The 18,224-nt window shown below is 50.6% G+C and carries 20 protein-coding genes; 2 read left to right on the plus strand and 18 right to left on the minus strand.

Translation table 11 applies throughout. From position 1 onward, the window contains the following. Positions 1-27 precede the first annotated feature (27 nt). From fliP to fliF, 11 genes are all read right to left on the minus strand, one after another. Positions 28-792 carry a flagellar type III secretion system pore protein FliP gene (gene fliP, locus ACSSVF_RS12685; protein ID WP_442586172.1) on the minus strand — a complete coding sequence of 255 codons (765 nt, stop codon included), beginning with the start codon at positions 790-792 and terminating at the stop codon, positions 28-30. A 108-nt stretch (positions 793-900) separates the two neighbouring features. Then, positions 901-1,380: a flagellar biosynthetic protein FliO gene (gene fliO, locus ACSSVF_RS12690; protein ID WP_492403889.1), complete on the minus strand. Its 480-nt coding sequence runs from the start codon at positions 1,378-1,380 to the stop codon at positions 901-903. Between the two features lie 11 nt (positions 1,381-1,391). Then, positions 1,392-1,880 carry a flagellar motor switch protein FliN gene (gene fliN / locus ACSSVF_RS12695; RefSeq protein ID WP_442586170.1) on the minus strand — a complete coding sequence of 163 codons (489 nt, stop codon included), beginning with the start codon at positions 1,878-1,880 and terminating at the stop codon, positions 1,392-1,394. Further along, positions 1,880-2,881, minus strand: a complete 1,002-nt coding sequence (gene fliM, locus ACSSVF_RS12700) for a flagellar motor switch protein FliM (protein ID WP_442586169.1) — start codon at positions 2,879-2,881, stop codon at positions 1,880-1,882. The genes fliN and fliM overlap by 1 nt, the downstream gene beginning before the upstream one ends. Before the next feature lie 42 nt (positions 2,882-2,923). After that, positions 2,924-3,490 (minus strand): flagellar basal body-associated FliL family protein, encoded by a 567-nt coding sequence (locus ACSSVF_RS12705; RefSeq protein ID WP_442586168.1) that lies wholly within the window; start codon positions 3,488-3,490, stop codon positions 2,924-2,926. A gap of 164 nt (positions 3,491-3,654) precedes the next feature. After that, a complete protein-coding gene (locus tag ACSSVF_RS12710) occupies positions 3,655-5,022 on the minus strand; it encodes a flagellar hook-length control protein FliK (RefSeq protein WP_492403891.1) in 1,368 nt (455 codons plus the stop codon). A 24-nt stretch (positions 5,023-5,046) separates the two neighbouring features. Next, positions 5,047-5,493, minus strand: coding sequence for a flagellar export protein FliJ (gene fliJ / locus ACSSVF_RS12715; RefSeq protein ID WP_492403893.1), 447 nt, complete (start codon positions 5,491-5,493; stop codon positions 5,047-5,049). An 18-nt stretch (positions 5,494-5,511) separates the two neighbouring features. After that, entirely contained in the window at positions 5,512-7,014 is a 1,503-nt protein-coding gene (gene fliI / locus ACSSVF_RS12720) for a flagellar protein export ATPase FliI (RefSeq protein WP_492406354.1), read from the minus strand. A gap of 78 nt (positions 7,015-7,092) precedes the next feature. Next, on the minus strand, positions 7,093-7,761 hold the full coding sequence (locus ACSSVF_RS12725; RefSeq protein ID WP_442586164.1) for a FliH/SctL family protein: 669 nt from the start codon (positions 7,759-7,761) through the stop codon (positions 7,093-7,095). 24 nt (positions 7,762-7,785) lie between these two features. Then, on the minus strand, positions 7,786-8,784 hold the full coding sequence (fliG, locus tag ACSSVF_RS12730; RefSeq protein ID WP_442586163.1) for a flagellar motor switch protein FliG: 999 nt from the start codon (positions 8,782-8,784) through the stop codon (positions 7,786-7,788). A 2-nt stretch (positions 8,785-8,786) separates the two neighbouring features. Next, positions 8,787-10,484 carry a flagellar basal-body MS-ring/collar protein FliF gene (fliF, locus tag ACSSVF_RS12735; RefSeq protein WP_492403896.1) on the minus strand — a complete coding sequence of 566 codons (1,698 nt, stop codon included), beginning with the start codon at positions 10,482-10,484 and terminating at the stop codon, positions 8,787-8,789. A 233-nt stretch (positions 10,485-10,717) separates the two neighbouring features. Between fliF and fliE the strand changes: the two genes are divergently transcribed. Further along, positions 10,718-11,089, plus strand: coding sequence for a flagellar hook-basal body complex protein FliE (gene fliE / locus ACSSVF_RS12740; protein ID WP_492403898.1), 372 nt, complete (start codon positions 10,718-10,720; stop codon positions 11,087-11,089). Between the two features lie 74 nt (positions 11,090-11,163). On the opposite strand, the gene ACSSVF_RS12745 is transcribed toward fliE, so the two are convergent. The 7 genes from ACSSVF_RS12745 to ACSSVF_RS12775 form a co-directional block, all read right to left on the minus strand. Next, entirely contained in the window at positions 11,164-11,454 is a 291-nt protein-coding gene (locus ACSSVF_RS12745; protein ID WP_492406355.1) for an EscU/YscU/HrcU family type III secretion system export apparatus switch protein, read from the minus strand. After that, the gene (fliK, locus tag ACSSVF_RS12750) at positions 11,441-12,526 is read right to left on the minus strand and encodes a flagellar hook-length control protein FliK (protein ID WP_492403899.1); all 1,086 of its coding nucleotides are present in this window, start codon (positions 12,524-12,526) and stop codon (positions 11,441-11,443) included. Before fliK ends, ACSSVF_RS12745 begins: the two co-directional genes overlap by 14 nt. Before the next feature lie 57 nt (positions 12,527-12,583). Then, the gene (locus ACSSVF_RS12755) at positions 12,584-12,916 is read right to left on the minus strand and encodes a flagellar protein FliT (protein ID WP_442586159.1); all 333 of its coding nucleotides are present in this window, start codon (positions 12,914-12,916) and stop codon (positions 12,584-12,586) included. Positions 12,917-12,920: 4 nt separating this feature from the next. Next, on the minus strand, positions 12,921-13,421 hold the full coding sequence (gene fliS, locus ACSSVF_RS12760) for a flagellar export chaperone FliS (protein ID WP_492403901.1): 501 nt from the start codon (positions 13,419-13,421) through the stop codon (positions 12,921-12,923). A 32-nt stretch (positions 13,422-13,453) separates the two neighbouring features. Beyond that, a complete protein-coding gene (gene fliD / locus ACSSVF_RS12765) occupies positions 13,454-15,127 on the minus strand; it encodes a flagellar filament capping protein FliD (protein ID WP_492403902.1) in 1,674 nt (557 codons plus the stop codon). A gap of 33 nt (positions 15,128-15,160) precedes the next feature. Further along, entirely contained in the window at positions 15,161-15,502 is a 342-nt protein-coding gene (locus ACSSVF_RS12770) for a flagellar protein FlaG (protein WP_442586947.1), read from the minus strand. Positions 15,503-15,572: 70 nt separating this feature from the next. Then, on the minus strand, positions 15,573-16,370 hold the full coding sequence (locus ACSSVF_RS12775; protein ID WP_492403904.1) for a flagellin N-terminal helical domain-containing protein: 798 nt from the start codon (positions 16,368-16,370) through the stop codon (positions 15,573-15,575). A 541-nt stretch (positions 16,371-16,911) separates the two neighbouring features. Between ACSSVF_RS12775 and aepX the strand changes: the two genes are divergently transcribed. Beyond that, positions 16,912-18,210 carry a phosphoenolpyruvate mutase gene (gene aepX / locus ACSSVF_RS12780; RefSeq protein ID WP_492403905.1) on the plus strand — a complete coding sequence of 433 codons (1,299 nt, stop codon included), beginning with the start codon at positions 16,912-16,914 and terminating at the stop codon, positions 18,208-18,210. The last annotated feature ends 14 nt before the right edge of the window (positions 18,211-18,224 follow it).

An 18,224-nucleotide genomic window follows, 5' to 3' on the forward strand; every position in this document is an offset into this window, starting at 1 on the left:
GTGTCAAAACGCATCATTAGTACGTCATCACATGACAAAACTCTGGGCCAATGACCCCAGGATCAGTTGCCAGCCATCCACCAGCACAAACAGCATCAGCTTGAAAGGCAAGGACACAATCGCCGGGGAAACCATCATCATGCCCATGGCCATCAGGATACTGGCCACCACCATATCAATGATCAGGAAGGGAATATAAATGGCAAAACCAATCTGGAAAGCGGTTTTCAATTCACTGGTCATAAAAGCAGGCACCAGGATGCGTAACGGCACTTCATCTGGCGTATTGATCGCCTGGGTATGCGCCATATTGGCAAACATGGCGAGGTCACTTTCACGGGTTTGCTTGAGCATAAATCCTTTCAGAGGCAAAGCACCACGATCGAGCGCTTCCTGCATGGTGATTTTGCTTTCAGACAAAGGCTGGTATGCATCAACATAAATCTTGTCGAATACCGGGCCCATGACAAAAAAGGTGATAAACAAGGCCAGCCCGATCAGTATCTGGTTAGACGGGGCTGACTGCGTGCCCAAGGCCTGACGCAATAAAGACAGCACGATAACAATGCGGGTGAAACCCGTCATCATTAAAATCGCGGCCGGAATAAAGGTCAGCGAAGTCAGCAGGATCAGGGTTTGCAGGCTGAGGGTGTAATCCTGGCCACCGCCTGCCGCTGGGGTGACTGAGCCTATGGATAAGCCCTCTGCCGCCCAGGAATGCGCTGGCCAAAGCCAGATCAACCCGACCAGCAAGGGAAATAAAATGAATTTCAACACAGAGATTACACGCATTTATCAGCACACCCGGAGTTTAGTCATGCCGCCAATACCGGGCATGATTCAAAAGATGGAGATAGTGTACGCTGGACCAACCTGTTTCAAAGGTTGGAAATGAGCGACTCAAGGCTTGTTTTTGAAGGATTTGACCGTGTGTTGCATGGCTTGCTGTAATCGCACGGCGAAAGAAGCTTGCGGATCAACAGGCGAAGTCGCTGAAGAATGACTTTGATGTTCTGTCGCAGTATTTGTCGCTAATGGCGTCACTTCGCCCAGTGCTGTCATTTGCCCCTGGCCGACACCAACTACCAGCCAGCGCCCTGCCACTTCCAGCACGACAACGCGCTCACGTGGCCCCAGCTGCACTCCGCCGACCTGTTTGATGACGCCAGAATGAGACAAGCCCTGCCCTGGTAACACACGCCTTAATATCCAGGCAATGGCAGCAATCACCAGCAAGACAATGACGGTGCCGAATACCATGCGGCCCAGACTGTCACTGGCAGAAGGTGGCGGCAAAGCTTTCACGGCTTCAGCTGAAAAGGCCAAGGCAGGCCAGCACAGGCTCACCGTGATAAATGCTGCTAGTTTGTAATACTTCATGTGTGCGTGGATTAACGATTCAATTTACGGATACGCTCGGCCGGGGTGATGATATCTGTCAGGCGGATACCAAACTTGTCATTCACCACCACTACTTCACCCTGGGCGATCAGGCAACCATTCACCAGCACATCCATCGGTTCACCTGCCATGCCATCCAGCTCGACTACCGAGCCTTGTGCCAATTGCAGCAAGTTCTTGATAGAGATTTTGGTGCGGCCTAATTCTACCGTCAGTTGTACCGGAATATCCAGAATGAAATCAATATCATTCTGCGTGCCTTCCAGTTTATTGTTGGCGCTAAACTCGTTAAACACGGCTGTTTTGCTGGTTTGCTCCTGCAGCGCTGAAGACTCGGCTTGCGTTTGCTCAGCCAATGCAGCACCCCAGTCGTCTTCGGCGATGGTTTGCACATCACCGGTATCAGACACACCCATCGCAGCCATCGCCGCTTCCATATCATCATCAGCACTGTTACCAGTGGCGGGATCCATAGCCATTATGACTCTCCTTGCAATTGCTCTTGACTACCGTCAGCGCGAATTAATTTTTCAACTTTGAGGGCGTATTGCCCGTTAAATACCCCATAGCGACATTCCATCACCGGGATATTATCAATCTGTCCTTCAATGGTGTCACTGATACTAATAGGAATCACATCGCCTGCTTTCAATTCAAGTAAATCTGCGACTGTCATCCTGCGCGTCGCCAGGTTAGCGACAATCTCAACTTCTGCCGCCTGTATCTGTTGCGTCATCATTTTGACCCAACGTTTGTCACCGCCCAGGTTTTCACCCTGCAATGGCGAAGTCAGCAGATCTTTAATCGGCTCGACCATGGAATATGGTACGCAGAAATGCATTTCACCACTATTCGGGCCTAGCTCAATATTAAATGTGATGGCTACTACCACCTCATTCGGCGTTGCAATATTGGCAAATTGCGTATTCATTTCCGAACGCAAATATTCAAATTGCACCGGGTAAACCGGCGCCCAGGCTTTGGCATAAGAATCAAACATCAACGTCAGGATGCGCTGGATAATACGTTGTTCTGTCTGTGTGAAGTCGCGGCCTTCAACCCGGGTATGAAAGCGGCCATCGCCGCCAAACATATTATCGACCACCAGAAACACCAGTGTCGGGTCGAGCACCATCACGCCAGTGCCACGCAACGGGCTCATATGGATCAGGTTTAAATTGGTTGGCACCACCAGGTTACGGATAAAGTCGGTGTACTTAATGATCCTGACCGGGCCGACTGATACTTCGACAGTACGGCGCAAAAAGTTAAACAACTCAACGCGCAGCAGTCGTGCAAAACGCTCGTTGATGATTTCCAGCGTCGCCATCCGGCCACGCACGATCCGTTCCTGCGTCGCCAGGTTGTAGTTGCGGATACTGGACTCGTCTGTATCCGACGCGTCACTATCGTCATCGCCCTCAACACCTTTGAGGAGCGCGTCAATTTCATCCTGTGATAGAAACTTGTCAGCTGACATGGTTACTCGCTATAAAACTGGTCTTAAAACGGCGGCTTAAACTTACTGGATCACAAAAGAAGTGAACAGTACCTGCGTTACCTTGAGTGGCTTGCCACTGGCGGTTAACGGTTTTTTCAATTCTGCCAGCAACTCTGCGCTTAATTGCGTTTTGCCTTCAGGCGTTGAAATATCCGTGGCCTTCTTGCTGGTCAGCAATAACAGGATGCGGTTACGTAACACCGGCATCTGTGTTTTGAATTTTTCGGCCAGCTCGGCGCCTTTGACCTCTACGGTCAGGTCCAGCTGTAAAAACTTGTCATCAGGGTCTGGCAACAGATTGATGGTAAATGTTTCAAACTGCACATAAGTTAAAGCGGTTTTAGGGTCAGCGTGGCCTTCAGCCTCGGCCTCTTCTTCATGCTCGCCGGCTTCTGCTTCAGCCTCTTCACCTTCATGCGCAGCTTTAGCTTTGGCATGGTGCGGATCTTCTTTTTTCTGCATCAAAAAGAAAGCAGCACCGCCACCAACGGCAGCCAATGCCAGTACGATGGCAAGAATAACGATTAATTTTTTCTTGGATTTGGGTGCTGCTACTGCAGCTTCCGCTTTAGCGGGTTCTTGAGCCATTGCACAAAACCTTTCATGTGAACTTCAAAATAGCGTGAGAGTTTGTGACATTATGCCCATGGCGAGGGCTGAGAGATTGCTGAATAAAAGGGTGAATTCGGTGCTTAATCAGACTTTGTGCAACGCCAGCCACCCGGCTGGCGCGCTTATCAGGTGTAATACGATCAGGCGAAGGTATCCACCAGGCCGCGTGCGACTCTGGTTTTTACCGCGGTCTGGGGAGCTGCAGCGGTTTCAGCTTCGGCAGAAGATGCTGCCACCCTGCCGTTACCTTTGGCGGATTGTTGTTCAAAATGCTGTTCTGCCTGCTGGCCATTGCCAACGAAAGTATTACCCAGTTCCAGGCCTTGTGACTGCATACGGTCACGCAAATCCTGCAAGCCATCTTCCAGTGCCTGGCGCACTAATGGGTTGTCGGTAATAAAACTGGTGTTCACTGACTGGTTATCCACTTTCAATACGACCTGGATAGGCCCCAGATCGGGCGGTGACAAGGTCAGGCTGGCCACATCATCGCCACTGCCTGCCATGTTCAGCACATGCTGGTTTATCGCGGTTTGCCAGCGCTCATTGCCAAACGGGGTAGCAACTTGCGACATCATGACATTTGAAGTCTGCGACACGCCAGCCGCATTCAACCATGCGCTATTAGGCAACGCCTGTGCCGCAGGCAGCGTGACGGTATTAGAAGTTTCAGACTGGATATCAATATTGCCAGCCCTATCAACGGCTTTTTCAGTGGCTATGGTTTCCTGCACGGCCTCTGCAACCGATTTTGCGATGCCCAGGGTTTCAGAGAAATGCGCAGGTTTTTCAGCCGCCGGGCTTTCAGGGCCTATGCCAGTTGTTTTAGCCTCAGGGCTTACGCCTGCAGCCACATTGGTCGTCAGGGGGTTAGCTGCTTGTTCGGGGGTAACTGTCGCTGATGCATCCAGTAATAGTTCAGCAGATGGCAACGCTGTTTCATCAACCGCATTGGTGAATGCCGCCTGGTCACCAGTCGTGTTCTGAGCTAAAGGCTGGCGCATCGCCAGCATGGTTTGCATCCACGGCGTGAGGCCTACCTCGGCTGGATCAGTGGCTTCCAGATTGGTAATCAGGCGTTTTTTGATATCCAGCGGCGTTTCATCCAGGGCAACAGTTTCTGTTGTCGCGGCTTTATCTTCGACAGCGGTGTTTTCAGCAGCCGGCTTGTCAGTTGCTTTCTGATCACCTGCTTTTGCAGAAGTCGTTTTCGCTGGTTCTTTAGAGACAGGCTGTTCTTTGTTGGATTCGTTTTTGGCTAGCTTGGCTGCCTCTTGCGCTGATTGCGCATGCATAGTCTCTTTCGCCGGTGGGTTATTCTTGGCAACTGCGGGCGTCGCAGGGTTGCTGGCAGGTTTATTGGCCTGCTGCAATTGTTTACGTAAAGCCTGCGCGAACTCATCCGACTGATTCGCCTGTATTTCCTGCACTGGCGTATTGCTGGATGCTTTTTTAGCAGCATCCGCCGCACCCATGTTTAACAAGCTTGCAGAATTTAAAAATGCCATTTCATTCTCCCGTACGATGCAAGGTTACATAGTCGTGCGCTTGGCACGGCTGGCAAACTCATCCATCATTTTCTGATCACGCTTGCGCTCGAGTTTCTCATGCAGTGTGTTTGCACGTGATATCAGCACTTCATACGACTTTTGTTTACGCTGTTTTTCCTGCAGCATCTGTTGCCGCTGCAGAACAACTGACTGTAATTGTTCGATTTGAGCATTTTGACTCTGCACAGCAGTTTCCAATTGCGAGAAAAAGCCCTGAAAATTGCGGTATAAATCTGCTTTGAGTCCTTTTTGCACCACGTTTTGCCACTGTTGCTCATATTCTTGCTGATATTGCCCCAGCAAAGACTTCTGCTGCTGGCCTTGTTCCAGCTGTTTCATGGCCTGCGCCAGCGCTTGCATGGCAAGCTCTACCTCATCGCCAGCTAACTGGCTCAGCAGAGTTAAGGTCTGTGTCGATTGTGTCGCCATATTTCTTGTTCAATCCGCTTAAGACACCACTTGTGCCAAATGCTGCAGGCTGAACTGCATATCTGCACATTCATGAATATCCTGCTGTAGAAAGTCATTGATCTGGTCACGTTTTTTAATGGCAACATCCAGCAAGGGATCTGCACCGGCCTGGTAAGCGCCCACGGCGATCAGATCCTGGTTACGCAAATAGCGCGAGTACAGTTGCTTGAGTAAACGCGCCTGCTGTTGGTGTTCACTGTTGGTGATGTTGTGCATGGCGCGGCTGATCGATTGCTCGATATCAATCGCCGGGTAATGCCCGCTCTCTGCCAGCGTACGGTTGAGCACGATATGGCCATCGAGAATGGCGCGGGCTGAATCGGCAATCGGGTCTTGCTGGTCATCGCCTTCGGTCAGCACAGTGTAGAAAGCAGTGATGGAACCTTCGCCACGTGCGCCGTTACCGGTGCGTTCAACCAGCGCCGGTAATTTGGCGAATACTGAAGGTGGATACCCTTTGGTGGCGGGTGGCTCGCCAATCGCCAGTGCGATTTCACGTTGCGCCATGGCATAACGTGTCAGTGAATCCATAATCAATAATACGTTTTTACCCTGCTTGCGGAAACCCTCGGCAATCGTGGTCGCATAGCTCGCACCTTGCAAACGCATCAATGCAGATACATCCGCCGGCGCAGCGACGACCACTGAGCGTGCCAGGCCTTCAGGACCTAAGATTTGTTCGATAAATTCCTGTACCTCACGGCCCCGTTCACCAATCAGGCCGACCACAATCACATCGGCAGTCGTGTAACGCGCCATCATGCCCAGCAACACACTTTTACCGACGCCGGAACCGGCGAACAAGCCCAGGCGCTGTCCGCGCCCGACTGTCAGCATGGCATTAATCGCGCGCACACCGACATCCATGGTTTCTTCAATCGGCGCCCGCATCAGGGGGTTGATCACGCGCCCACCCAACGGCGCCGTGATATCGGTCGCAATCGGGCCTAAACCATCCAGCGGAATACCAGCGGCATCGACCACACGACCAAGCAAAGCATCCCCTATCGGGAAATGCCGTGCACGGTCTTGCGCCCGGCGGCGTGGCGGACGGCCAAACTGTGGTTTAGGCAGCGTCTCGGTCACATCCATACTGAAGACTTTGGCGCCAGGCACGACGCCTTCCACCGCAGTTTGCGGCATCAACAACAGGTTTTCGCCATCAAAACCGACCACTTCGGCCTCTACACGGCCACCATCTTGCAAAGGGATGAAACAGGCGCCGCCTATCGGCATTTTGATACCAGTGGCAACCATGACCAGGCCGGTGACTTTGATAATACGGCCAGCCACTTCCAGGGGTTCTACCAGGTTGATAATCTCGCGGCAGTCTTTCAGATAGCTTTGCCAGCGCTGGCTGTGGATATTATCCGGATTGGAGGTAGCGGTTTTAGGTGTTTGGTCTACAGCCTGCACCTCAGGCGCGGCTGTGTGTGCTTCTGAACCTGTATCTTGTTCAGCGGGAATAGCAGACGGCATGTCAGCATCGTGTGCAGTGGTCATGTCTTATATAACTCTCATACCGGAATAACGTCAGTGATGGGTGGAATGGTTTTTTTACTCATTCGTTGCAGCAGGTTTGTGCCAGTCATCATAGCGGGACAAGCCTTGCACCAGGCGTTTCCAGCGCATCTCATTGGTCGCATCGATCTGGTTTTCAGCGGTTTCTACCAGACAGCCACCCCGTTCAATCTGGCTATCCTCCACCAGGTTCCAGCCTTGCTCTTTCATTTGCTCAGCGATGCTCGCACGCAGGATTTTGGCATCCTCATGGTGCACAATCACGCGGGCTGGTTGTTTCACTTGTGGCAGGTATTGCATGGCATCCAGCACCACCGGGATAATGCTTTGCGGATCTGCCTGCAGCTTGCTTTTCAGCATGGCTTTTGACAGTTCCAGTGCCAGTGTCAGCACCGATTCAGCAATCGCCACATCCTGCATGGAGAGCGCTTGTTGAAAATTGCCGGACAATTGCAGCAATTGCGCACGTTCGGCTTCGATTTCACTTTGTACTTTGCTCAGGCCGTCGTTGTAGCCGCTCTTGAAGCCTGCTTCATAGGCTTCCTGCCTGACTTGCTTGAGAATGTGGCTGACGGTGCGCGCATTTTCCTCTGCCTGCACGCGATCACGCCTGACACGCTCGCTGGAGGCGACATCGTCAAAACTGGCCATTTCCCAGCGTTGATAAGCGGTCAATTGTTCTTTGGGGGTTGCAGAGGCTACCATGCTGAATATTCCTTCAAAAATGCTTTACACATACTGCTCGCTGTCACCTTTGCCAGCCAGCATGATCTGGCCTTCATCGGACAAGCGTCTAACCGTTTGCAGGATCGTTTTTTGTTGCGTTTCAACTTCGGATAATTTGACCGGGCCGCGGCTTTCGAGATCTTCGCGCATCATATCGGCCGCACGTGAAGACATATTGCGGAAGAATTTTTCGCGCATCTCTTCAGAAGTGCCTTTCAGGGCGACGATCAGTACATCGGATTGCACTTCACGCAACAATACCTGTATACCCCTATCGTCGATGTCGATGATGTTGTCGAAGACAAACATCTGATCCATGATCTGCTGCGCCATGCCATCGTCATAACTCTTCAGGCCATCCATCAATTTGGCTTCATTCTCACCGCTCAGGAAGTTCATGATTTCAGCAGCCGTTTTCACGCCGCCTATGGTCTGGCGTTTGAGGTTATCGTTACCGGCCAGCATTTTCAGCATGCCTTCGTTAAGCTCGCGCAAAGCGGTCGGCTTCACGCTATCCAGGGTCGCGATCCGTAAAATCACATCCTGGCGCAGACGCTCGGTGAAGTGACCCAGGATTTCTGCTGACTGTTCTGCTTCGAGATGCGACAAAATCGTCGCAATGATCTGCGGGTGTTCATTCTTGATGAAATCAGCCACGCTGAATGCATCCATCCATTTCAGGCTTTCAATACCTGCCGCGTCCTGCGACTGCGGGATACGATTCAGCAGATTGGAAGCTTTGTCATCGCCAAAGGCTTTCACCAGCACCGAGCGGATATAACTATCTGAATCCAGGCCAAAGTCGCTACTACCTGCGAAGTCCAGCATGAACTTCTCAAGTACTTCTTCCACTTCCTCTTTCGGCACCGGCTTCATTGAAGCCATTACGATGCCCAGCCGCTGTACTTCCTTGGGCGACAAGTGCTTCATTACCTCGGCAGCTTCATCTTCGCCGAGTGCCAGCATCAGAATGGCGCTTTTTGTTAATCCATCAGTCGCCATTGCTATTTCTCCGCAGAAGTCCAGTTAGAAACAACATTCGCCACCATGCGCGGATTATCCTTCGCCACCTGTTTTGCTGCTTCCAGTGTCTGATTTAATGAGCTTGCGCCGGGCAATGCGGGTGTTTCACCACTTAAGGTCACCAGTGCATCTTCTTCACTACTGCCTTCAGCGCCAGGAAGCGCGGCAGCGGCTGCCATCAATTCCAGCTCTTTTTTGTCTTTACCAGTCAGTTTATTGGACAAAGGCTTGAGCAATTTTTTGTAGATCATCAGCAAGACGATGATGCCGGCCAGGAAGCGCAAGGCATCCTTGCCATATTCAATCGCCATCGGGTCTTTCCATAATGGTGGTTCGACCAGTTTTTCCTGCGCTTCGCTGACAAACGGCGTATTCACTACAGAAATAGTGTCACCGCGCTCGCGGTTGAAACCCATGGCCTGCATGGCCAGGTCACTCACCTGTTGTTTCTCGGCCGTATTCAAGGCACGGAAAGTGGTTTTACCAGTGCTATCCACGACAGGGATATGGTTGACCACAACCGCAACATGCAGGCGTTTTACACCACCTTTGGCTTGCTGGATATAACTGACTGTTTTATCAAGCTCATAATTGGTAGTGGTGTCTTTTTGTGTGTTTTGTGGCGGTGCTGGCGCAGCAGCTGGCGGGGCGTTTTCATCACCACCTTGCGCACCTGGCGCAGTGATAGGCGCGGTGGATTCACCCGGTGGCTGGTTAGATACAGCACCAGGCACTGCGCCGTTGGCGCCACTGCTACTTTGTGATTCATGGTTCTGAGCACTACGGACAGCCATGCTTTCCGGTTTGCTATTAGGTTTGTAGCTTTCGTTAGCCTGCTCAGTGTTTGAAAAATCAATTTCAGCACTGGCTTCAGCATGTACATTCTTAGCGCCTACGATAGGCGTAATAATAGATTCCACGCGACGGGCGATGTTGCTTTGCATGTTTTCGACATAGGCCATCTGTTCAGGATCAAGCCCGTTCTGTTTGGCCTTATTGGCATTGTCAGACAGCAGATTACCGTTCTGGTCGACTACAGTGACATGGTCTGCAGAAAGATTAGGCACGCTGCTGGCCACCAGGTGGACGACGGCAGCGACTTGCTGGCCATCCAGGCGACGGCCATTGTGCAGATTCAGTAATACAGAGGCAGTTGGGTATTGTTGTTCACGGACAAAAACGCTGGGTTTTGGGATCGCCAGGTGGATACGCGCGGCCTGTACCGCTGAGATAGACTGGATGCTACGTTCGAGTTCGCCTTCCAGGCCACGCTGGAAGTTCACTTGCTCTACAAATTGCGAAACGCCAAATTTCTGGTTCTCCAACAACTCAAAGCCGATATTGCCGCCTTTGGGCAGGCCTTGTGCGGCCAGTTTCAAACGAACCTGATGTACCTGGTCGGCAGGGATCATGATCGCACTGCCACCTTCAGAAAACTTGTAGGGGATATTGAGTTTGTCGAGTTCAGCGACAATGGCACCGCCATCTTTATCGGCAAAGTTGGAAAACAGCACACGGTAATCCGGTTTCTGGCTCCATAGCCAAAACACCACCATCACCGCAACAATAGCGGCAATTCCGGCGACAAGCATCAATTTCTGGCCCAGTTGACCGAACATATTCGGTGCAACACTCCCAGGCTCTATATTTGTCGCAAGCGCGGCATCAGCAGCAGCCATCTAACTCTCCATGTTCACAACCTGCACCGGTGCAGATCGTATGTCTTGAACTTGAATGCCCTAATACAGCATTCACCCATGGAACACATTATGCGCCTCACGCCCAAATTCAAATTGGCAAATAAGACGGCTTAATATCGCCTATCTTTCAGAGCGACTCATTTGTAGCAATGTTAAAGTGGCTCCATTGTCATTAAAGGGTGGATACACCCGAATCAACGAAAGGAGACCACATGAGCGTAGGCGGTATTGATGCACAACGCATTTCGTCCATGCTGGCACAATTACGTGCAGCAGCACAAAAACCTGAAGGCCTGGGTGCTGGCGCAACACAAGCACTGAACGCGGTACAGAAACCAGCCGCTGCCAGCCCGACCAGCCAAGTCAGCTTTAGCGACGCCCTCAAATCCTCTCTGGATTCTGTCAACAATATGCAATTGCAATCAGAAAAACTGGGGCAGGACTTTGCCATGGGAAACGATAACGTCAGTCTGTCTGATGTCATGATTTCCGGGCAAAAAGCCAACATTGCCTTCCAGGCTACGGTGCAGGTGCGTAATAAACTGGTCAGTGCCTATCAAGATATGATGAATATGCAGGTTTAACCCCCTGCATTTAGTTCGTTCCACCACATCAATCTCTGTACTCTCCGCTATTGACTAGCGGCGCCGCCTGTTTGTTAAACTAACGGCGCTTCGCGCACAACGCCCTGCTCTAACCGATATAGCCATGCCAGGATTTCGGCAATGGCCTGATATAACTGGGGCGGAATATGCGCATCCAGTTCGACTTGCATCAACAATCCCAACAACGCCTGCGACTCGTGCACATACACATTGTGCTCTTTGGCAATCGCGATGATACGTTCGGCCAGCAGACCGTTGCCTTTTGCCACCACGCGCGGCGCCAGGTCTCCTGCTTCATACGCCAGCGCGATGGCTGACTGGGTCAGAGGCTTATCCGGCAGCATAATGTTGCCTGTCTGCTTCATGCGTCTCGCTGGTGATTTGCAAGGACTCCAGGGTCAAGCCGACAGACTGCAAATTCATGGCCAGCTCACTACGGTTAGATTGCATGGTATTGAATGCATCTACCTCTTCAGGTTGCACACGGATAGAGAAACGTCCGTTGACCATGGTGATACGTACTGTGACTTCACCCAGCTGCGGGAGTTGCAATTTCAGGTTACTTTGCATTGCATTCAATGTAGGGTCGTCTGCTGACTGGGCGGATGACTCGCGCTCGCTGATCTCCCAGTGCATGTTTTGCCCGGGCCACACTTCGCCATGCCAGGCCAACCGTTGCTGCTCCAGCACCTGCAACTGCTGCGCCACCATTTCTGGTGGCATAAAATTGAGTTTATTTTGCGGTTCCTGCAAAAGCTGGTGCCAGGGACGGCTGCCCAGCGCCGCATCTTTGAGGTGGGATTCGTAGAACAGGCCGGAGCTATCCAGGGCATGTTTCAGGTCCTGCGCCAACACCTGTGGTTTTTGCGGGCTATGGCTGACGATGGCTTGTGCCTGCAGGGTGCCCGCTTGCTGCTGAAACATGGGAGAACTCAACCAGCGCTGCAATTGTTGTGCCGGGTTGCTTAAATCGACCTGGCTGGCAGTCTGGCCAGCCATGGCACCTAATAGCTGAGGCAGGTAATCAGGGCTCTCAGTCTGTGATGTATCTGTGAGTAATCCGCTAGTCACCATGCTGGTGGCAGGTTCAGCGCCTTTGCCCTGTGTTTGTATTCCCCAACGCACCTGCGGATATACGTTTTGAGCGTCTTTACCCGTGGCTGCCTGGCCGAGGTATTGCATTTGCAAGGCTTGTTGCTGGGCAAGGTGGGCCGGCAATTGCATCTGGACCACGGCGGGTTGCTGGTTGGGTAACTGTACCTGGACTTTGAAATTGGCTAACTCTGAGCCATTGGCAGCATTGGATTCTTTTTGCAAAATCATGCCGGTGAACTGCATTCCCGGGCGCAAGCGGCTCCATAAAGGCGCTTCGGATTGTGCCCCTTCGACCGGCATGATCGATGAGACAGCACGCAAGCTCTCTGTTTCCTGTGCTACGAAACGATTAGCGAGAACTTGCGGGATAGGGAGCATTTATATGGCGTCCGGCGGGATGCGCGCATGTAACTGCGCATCAAAAATCATATCGGTAATTCTGTGCATGACCGGGTATAGCAGGTTGCGGATCTCGCCATCGTCGGCCAGGATCTTCTGCACCAGTTTTTGCTTGCGCGTATGGTCTTCTGCACTCAAGGTTTCAGATTGCAGCCGCAGGTTTTGCTCCAGGGTTTTAATCACCTCAATTTTGAGCATATAAGATTGCTCGAGTTCGGTGACTTTTTCCCAGGCACTTTGCCGGGCGGCGATCAGCATCTGCTCCATGATTTTGGCAGAAGACTCATAGGTATCAATCAGTGCTTTTGACATAATCTTATACTCCGGCAACAGCCAAGCGATTAGTGTTTACTGCAGGAATGGACTGCGCCTTTTGAGAAACAACTGCGTTGAAAGGTGCGCTGGCCTGCGTAGTTCTGTTCACCCCGGATTTCTCCAAAGTTTCCCAGGCACTTTTCAATTCCATCAATAGCTGCTGGATCTCATTTACTTTTTTCACATCCAGACGCAAGCTGGCCTGCATCAGGGTACGTGTCATATATTGATACAGCTCATCCAGGTTGCTGGCGATCTGTCCGCCGGCACGTTTATCCAGGCTGGAGCGCAAGCCATTATCAATAATCGAAACTGCTTTGGTCAGGCACTCGCCTTTTTTAATGATATTGCCCTGCCCCATAGCTTGTTGTGCATGAATACAAGCGGTAATCGCACCTTCATACAGCATCACAGTCAATTTCAAAGGGCTGGCATCCACGACACCGGTTTCCAAGCCAACATTGGCATAAGCATTAATGCCTGATTGTTTCATTCCAAACATAAAATTCTCCTGATTCCTAATTCTTGATGCTGTTAGCTTTTATTCAATGCAGCAATTTGTTGACTGAGGTAAGAGCTGGTGCTTTGCATGCTGGAAAGCAATGCATCCAGTTTTGCATACTGCGCCCTGTAGCGTGCTTCAATGGCTGGCAGCTTTGCGCTCAAATCGGTTGACCTCTTATTCAGCGACTTGATAGAGGTCTGAATACCTTCTGTTTTGGTGGTGATTGAGCCTGTTGCATCCAGCCATCCGCCTATCATGCTGCTGAGTTCTCCAGCCAGACCTTTACTAAAGGTGACTGTGCCGCGGCTACCGGTCGCCGAGCCATTAATCGATACTTTGAGGCCTTGTGCCGCATTGTCAGCCGCACCGATCAGGCTGGCACCGCTGCCATACGCTGTCACACCGTTGATACTGCCGGCAGCATCTTGCGAACTGCTACCCAATTGGCTGACGTTGATGGCATAAGTACCGGTCTGCGTTTTGCCTGAGCTGCTGACATACGTGACTTGCGGGTCTGATGTCGTTGCAGAAGGTGCAAACAACTTGGCTACATCCGTTAAATTGGTGTTTAACGCAGTATTCAACTTGGCCGCATCCAGGGTTAGTACGCCATTTTCACCAGACTTCACCCCTATATCACTTAACGTGCGGAATGTGGTTGCCGTGGTTGAAGGGCGTGCCAGCATGGATTTCAGCTTGACCATGATGTCGCGTGTGGTTGAATCCCCTAGCAATGGTCCGTTAGAGGAAGATCCCCCTTCCACAAACTTGGTCAGGTCACGCAAGCTGGAATTCAGCTTGTTGTAGGCATCGACGAAATTCTGTACCGATGCCTGTATGGTGTCAGTATCTGTGGCAATCTCAAGCGTGGTATTCACACTGGTGATCGATTTCAGGTTTAAAGTCACACCCTGAATCACATCATTCAGTGTATTGCTTGGCTTGCTGATACTCAGGCCATCTACCGTCAGCAGCGCATTTTGTGCGCCCACCAACTGCGTCATGTTTTTGCCTGCACCCACAGTGCTTAATGGATCATAAGCGAGTGCCGACAAGCCGGTGCCATCTGTGCTATTACCATCGGTATCAGTCACATCGATTTTCAGGCTGTTCACCGCGCCGGTGTCTTTTGAAGTGATCACCAGGCGGTTACCGCTACCGTCATTCACAATCGAGGCCGTCACCGACGCATTTTTAGCATTGATCGCATCACGGATGCCTGACAGCGTATTGTTGGTGCTGTCTATGGTGATACTAAGTGCCTGCTTGTCTGCATTGGCCGTGAAGCTTGCAGGGCTCGCAGTGTAGCTGCCAAAAGAAATGTTCAGGGTACCGGTGCCGATAATATCGGTGGCACTGGCATAAGCCGATGTGGCAAGTTTTTGTGAAGTGGCCAGCTGGGTGACTGCAATGCTGTAACTGCCGTTTGCCGCTGTGCCGTCAGCAGTGGCCGCAAGGCTGCTACTATCAGACAACTTGGCAGCTTGCGAAGTGAATTTGGCAGCCGTTGCCAATTTATCAACTGCAGCCTGAAAAGTACTTAAACCGCTTTTCAACGTGCCGTAAGCGGTGAGTTTGGTATTGTATGAGCTGACTTGTGTCTTGATCTGTGTGATGGGCTGTTGCTCAAGCGTCATCAACCCGGTGACTATCGAGTCAATTGCCAGTCCGGATGCACCGGTTGTTGATGTAATTGAAGCCATCTTTTAATCTCCAGACACTTTAAAACAGTTGCCCTAAACTGCCTGCCTGATCACCAGACCACGCAATTTATCCAGGGTTTTACTAATCGCAAGTACTTCTTCGTTCGGGATCTGGCGCAATACTTTTTGTGTTTCAGTATCCACCACCTTCACGATGATGCGATCAGACTCGTCATCAATCGAAAACTCTATGGTTTGCAATGCAGGTGCAACATACTCATTCAGCTTGTTGACTGCCCCTGTCAAAGTTGCCTTGTCTAATACCTCAGCAGCTTTTTGCTCACCATTACCATACTTCACCAACTTAAGACTATTCACAGAAGCTAGTCCGTTCACCGGACGTCCGCCTATTCCATCTATAGATTGACTCATGATATTGCTCCTTCTGCTTAACCTAAATCCACAGAGACGGATCTCTGTGGATATGATTCAACTGGTTGGGGAATTAACCTCTTAACAGTGACATCACTTGGTTAGGCAGCTGGTTAGCTTGAGCCAACATCGCTGTACCTGCTTGTTGCAGAATCTGTGCACGTGTCATCTTCGCTGTTTCTGAAGCAAAGTCAGCATCCATGATACGAGACTTAGCAGCAGACATGTTTTCAGAAGAAATTTGCAAGTTGCTGATTACAGATTCAAAACGGTTTTGGTAAGCACCCAATGTCGCACGGTTGGTGTTTACACTATCCAGTGCAGCGTCAATCGCTGTCAGTGCAGCAGAAGCAGCAGAAGCAGAAGACAGTGAACCAGCCATACTTACAGCGGCTACAGAGCTCACACTGATTGTGTCAGAAGCATCTGCACCAACCTGGAACTGATAACCCTTACCTAATGCAGCTTCGCCGTTAAACTTGGTGGCGGTGCTCAAACGTGTCAATTCTTCTTTCAGTTGTGAATATTCAGCATCCAGGTTTGCACGGTCACCAGTACTGTAAGAACCGTTAGCTGCCTGTACAGCCAATTCACGCATACGTTGCAGAGCGTCTGTACCTTTAGACAAACCACCTTCAGCAGTTTGCAGGAAAGAGATCGCATCGTTAGAGTTACGAATCGCAACATCCATACCACGCACTTGAGCGTCCATACGTGTTGCAATTGCCAAGCCAGCGGCGTCATCTTTAGAACTGTTGATACGCAGACCTGAAGACAAACGTTGAATCGATTGATTCATGCTTGACTGAGAAGTGCTCAGGTTACGTTGTGCGTTTAAAGATGCAATGTTTGTGTTAATTACTGCAGCCATGTTATTTCTCCTTGAGAGTCGTATATCCAGTTAAGTGTCAAATCGTCGTATTACTATTTCCTCAACGTTGATTCGCTTACTACCAGTTTTCAATTTGCAAATTCATCGTTGTTGTTTATGTTATCGACCGCTTCCGAAATTTCTTTAATGTTGCATTTAAAATTTCTTGTTTTACATCTTGACATCGGTCGAGCACTTGTTTCTGTTAACGACGACTCTCAGGAGTTCTTTAGCCCTTCTTGAAATTTATATAGTTTTAGAATTCATAACCATAAATTCAACTTGCTCCATTCTAAATAAAGCCAGCACAAATCCATTGGCGGAGTTAGCCGTGAATCACCTCTTAATTTATTTAACTAGCGGATGCGAGATGTACATGAAAAGCAACCTTATATATAGGTAAATATATAGATAAGGATTTAAAGGAGCTTTAAGGCGTTTTTCACACAATCAATTCCATGCCCTGCATTTCATAATTCCTATAGATGTTCAACAGATGTTTTCGGCTGGTTTGAACAATGCATATATATAGGAGTGTTGCATGGCATCAGTTTATGTAGGTATGACGGTAGATATTCTGCATCACGGGCATATCAATATCATCGAACAGGCGAGAAAGTACGGCGATGTGACGATAGGATTATTGTCCGATGCGGCAGTGGCTGATCACAAACGCTTGCCATACCTGACTTACGATCAGCGTAAATCCATCGTTGAAAATATTCGTGGCGTGGTCAACGTCGTACCGCAGGAAGAATGGGACTATGCGCCCAACCTGCTGAAGCACAAACCCGACATCATGGTACATGGCGATGACTGGCTGGACGGCCCGTTATTGCCTTATCGTGAGCGCGCCCGTGCCGCACTTGCCGAATATGGTGGCCACCTGATCGAAATCCCTTATACGCGCGGCATTTCCTCCAATGAAATGCTGGGCCAGATACAAACACTGGGCACTACACCGGATATCCGCCGCCGCACTTTAAAAAGATTGCTGGCCGCCAAACCTATTTCCAGATTTATTGAAGCACACAACCCGATCTCGGCCCTGATAGCTGAACATGCCATCGCCCAGCGCAACGGTAAGAACTGCCAGTTTGATGGCTTCTGGTCCAGCTCGCTGACTGACTCGACTGCGCGCGGCAAACCGGATATTGAAGCGGTAGAAATCAACAGCCGTTTATCCAACATCAATGATATTTTCGATGTGACGACTAAACCATTAGTCATGGATGCAGATACCGGCGGCAAACTGGAACACTTTGAACTCAATGTGCGCAGCATGGAACGCCTGGGCATTTCAGCCACCATTATTGAAGACAAGATAGGCTTGAAAAAGAATTCGCTGTTTGGTAATGAGGTGGCGCAGTTGCAGGATGACATACAGCCTTTCTGCGACAAAATCGCCGCAGGCCGTGCTGCCCGCGTCAGCGATGACTTTATGGTGATTGCCAGGATAGAAAGCCTGATCCTGGAAAAAGGCATGGAAGACGCGGTCAAGCGTGCACAAGCGTATGTCGGTGCAGGCGTAGACGGCATTATGATCCACAGCCGCCAGAAATCACCCGATGAAGTATTCGAATTTGCCAAAATCTTTAAATCTGAATTCCCGACCACACCACTGGTGTGCGTGCCTACCAGCTATTGCACAGTCACTGAGGAAGAGCTGGCCGCCCGTGGATTCAACCTGGTGATTTACGCCAACCATATGATGCGCGCGGCTTACCCGGCCATGCAACGCACTGCCATCGAAATCCTCAAGAATGGCAGGACCGCAGAAGTTGAATCCGAACTGATGTCGATCAACGATGTACTGTCGCTGATCCCCGGTACCAAATAATAAAGGAGCATCCC

This window comes from Methylophilus sp. E2MeOHC9 (genome assembly GCF_058744375.1).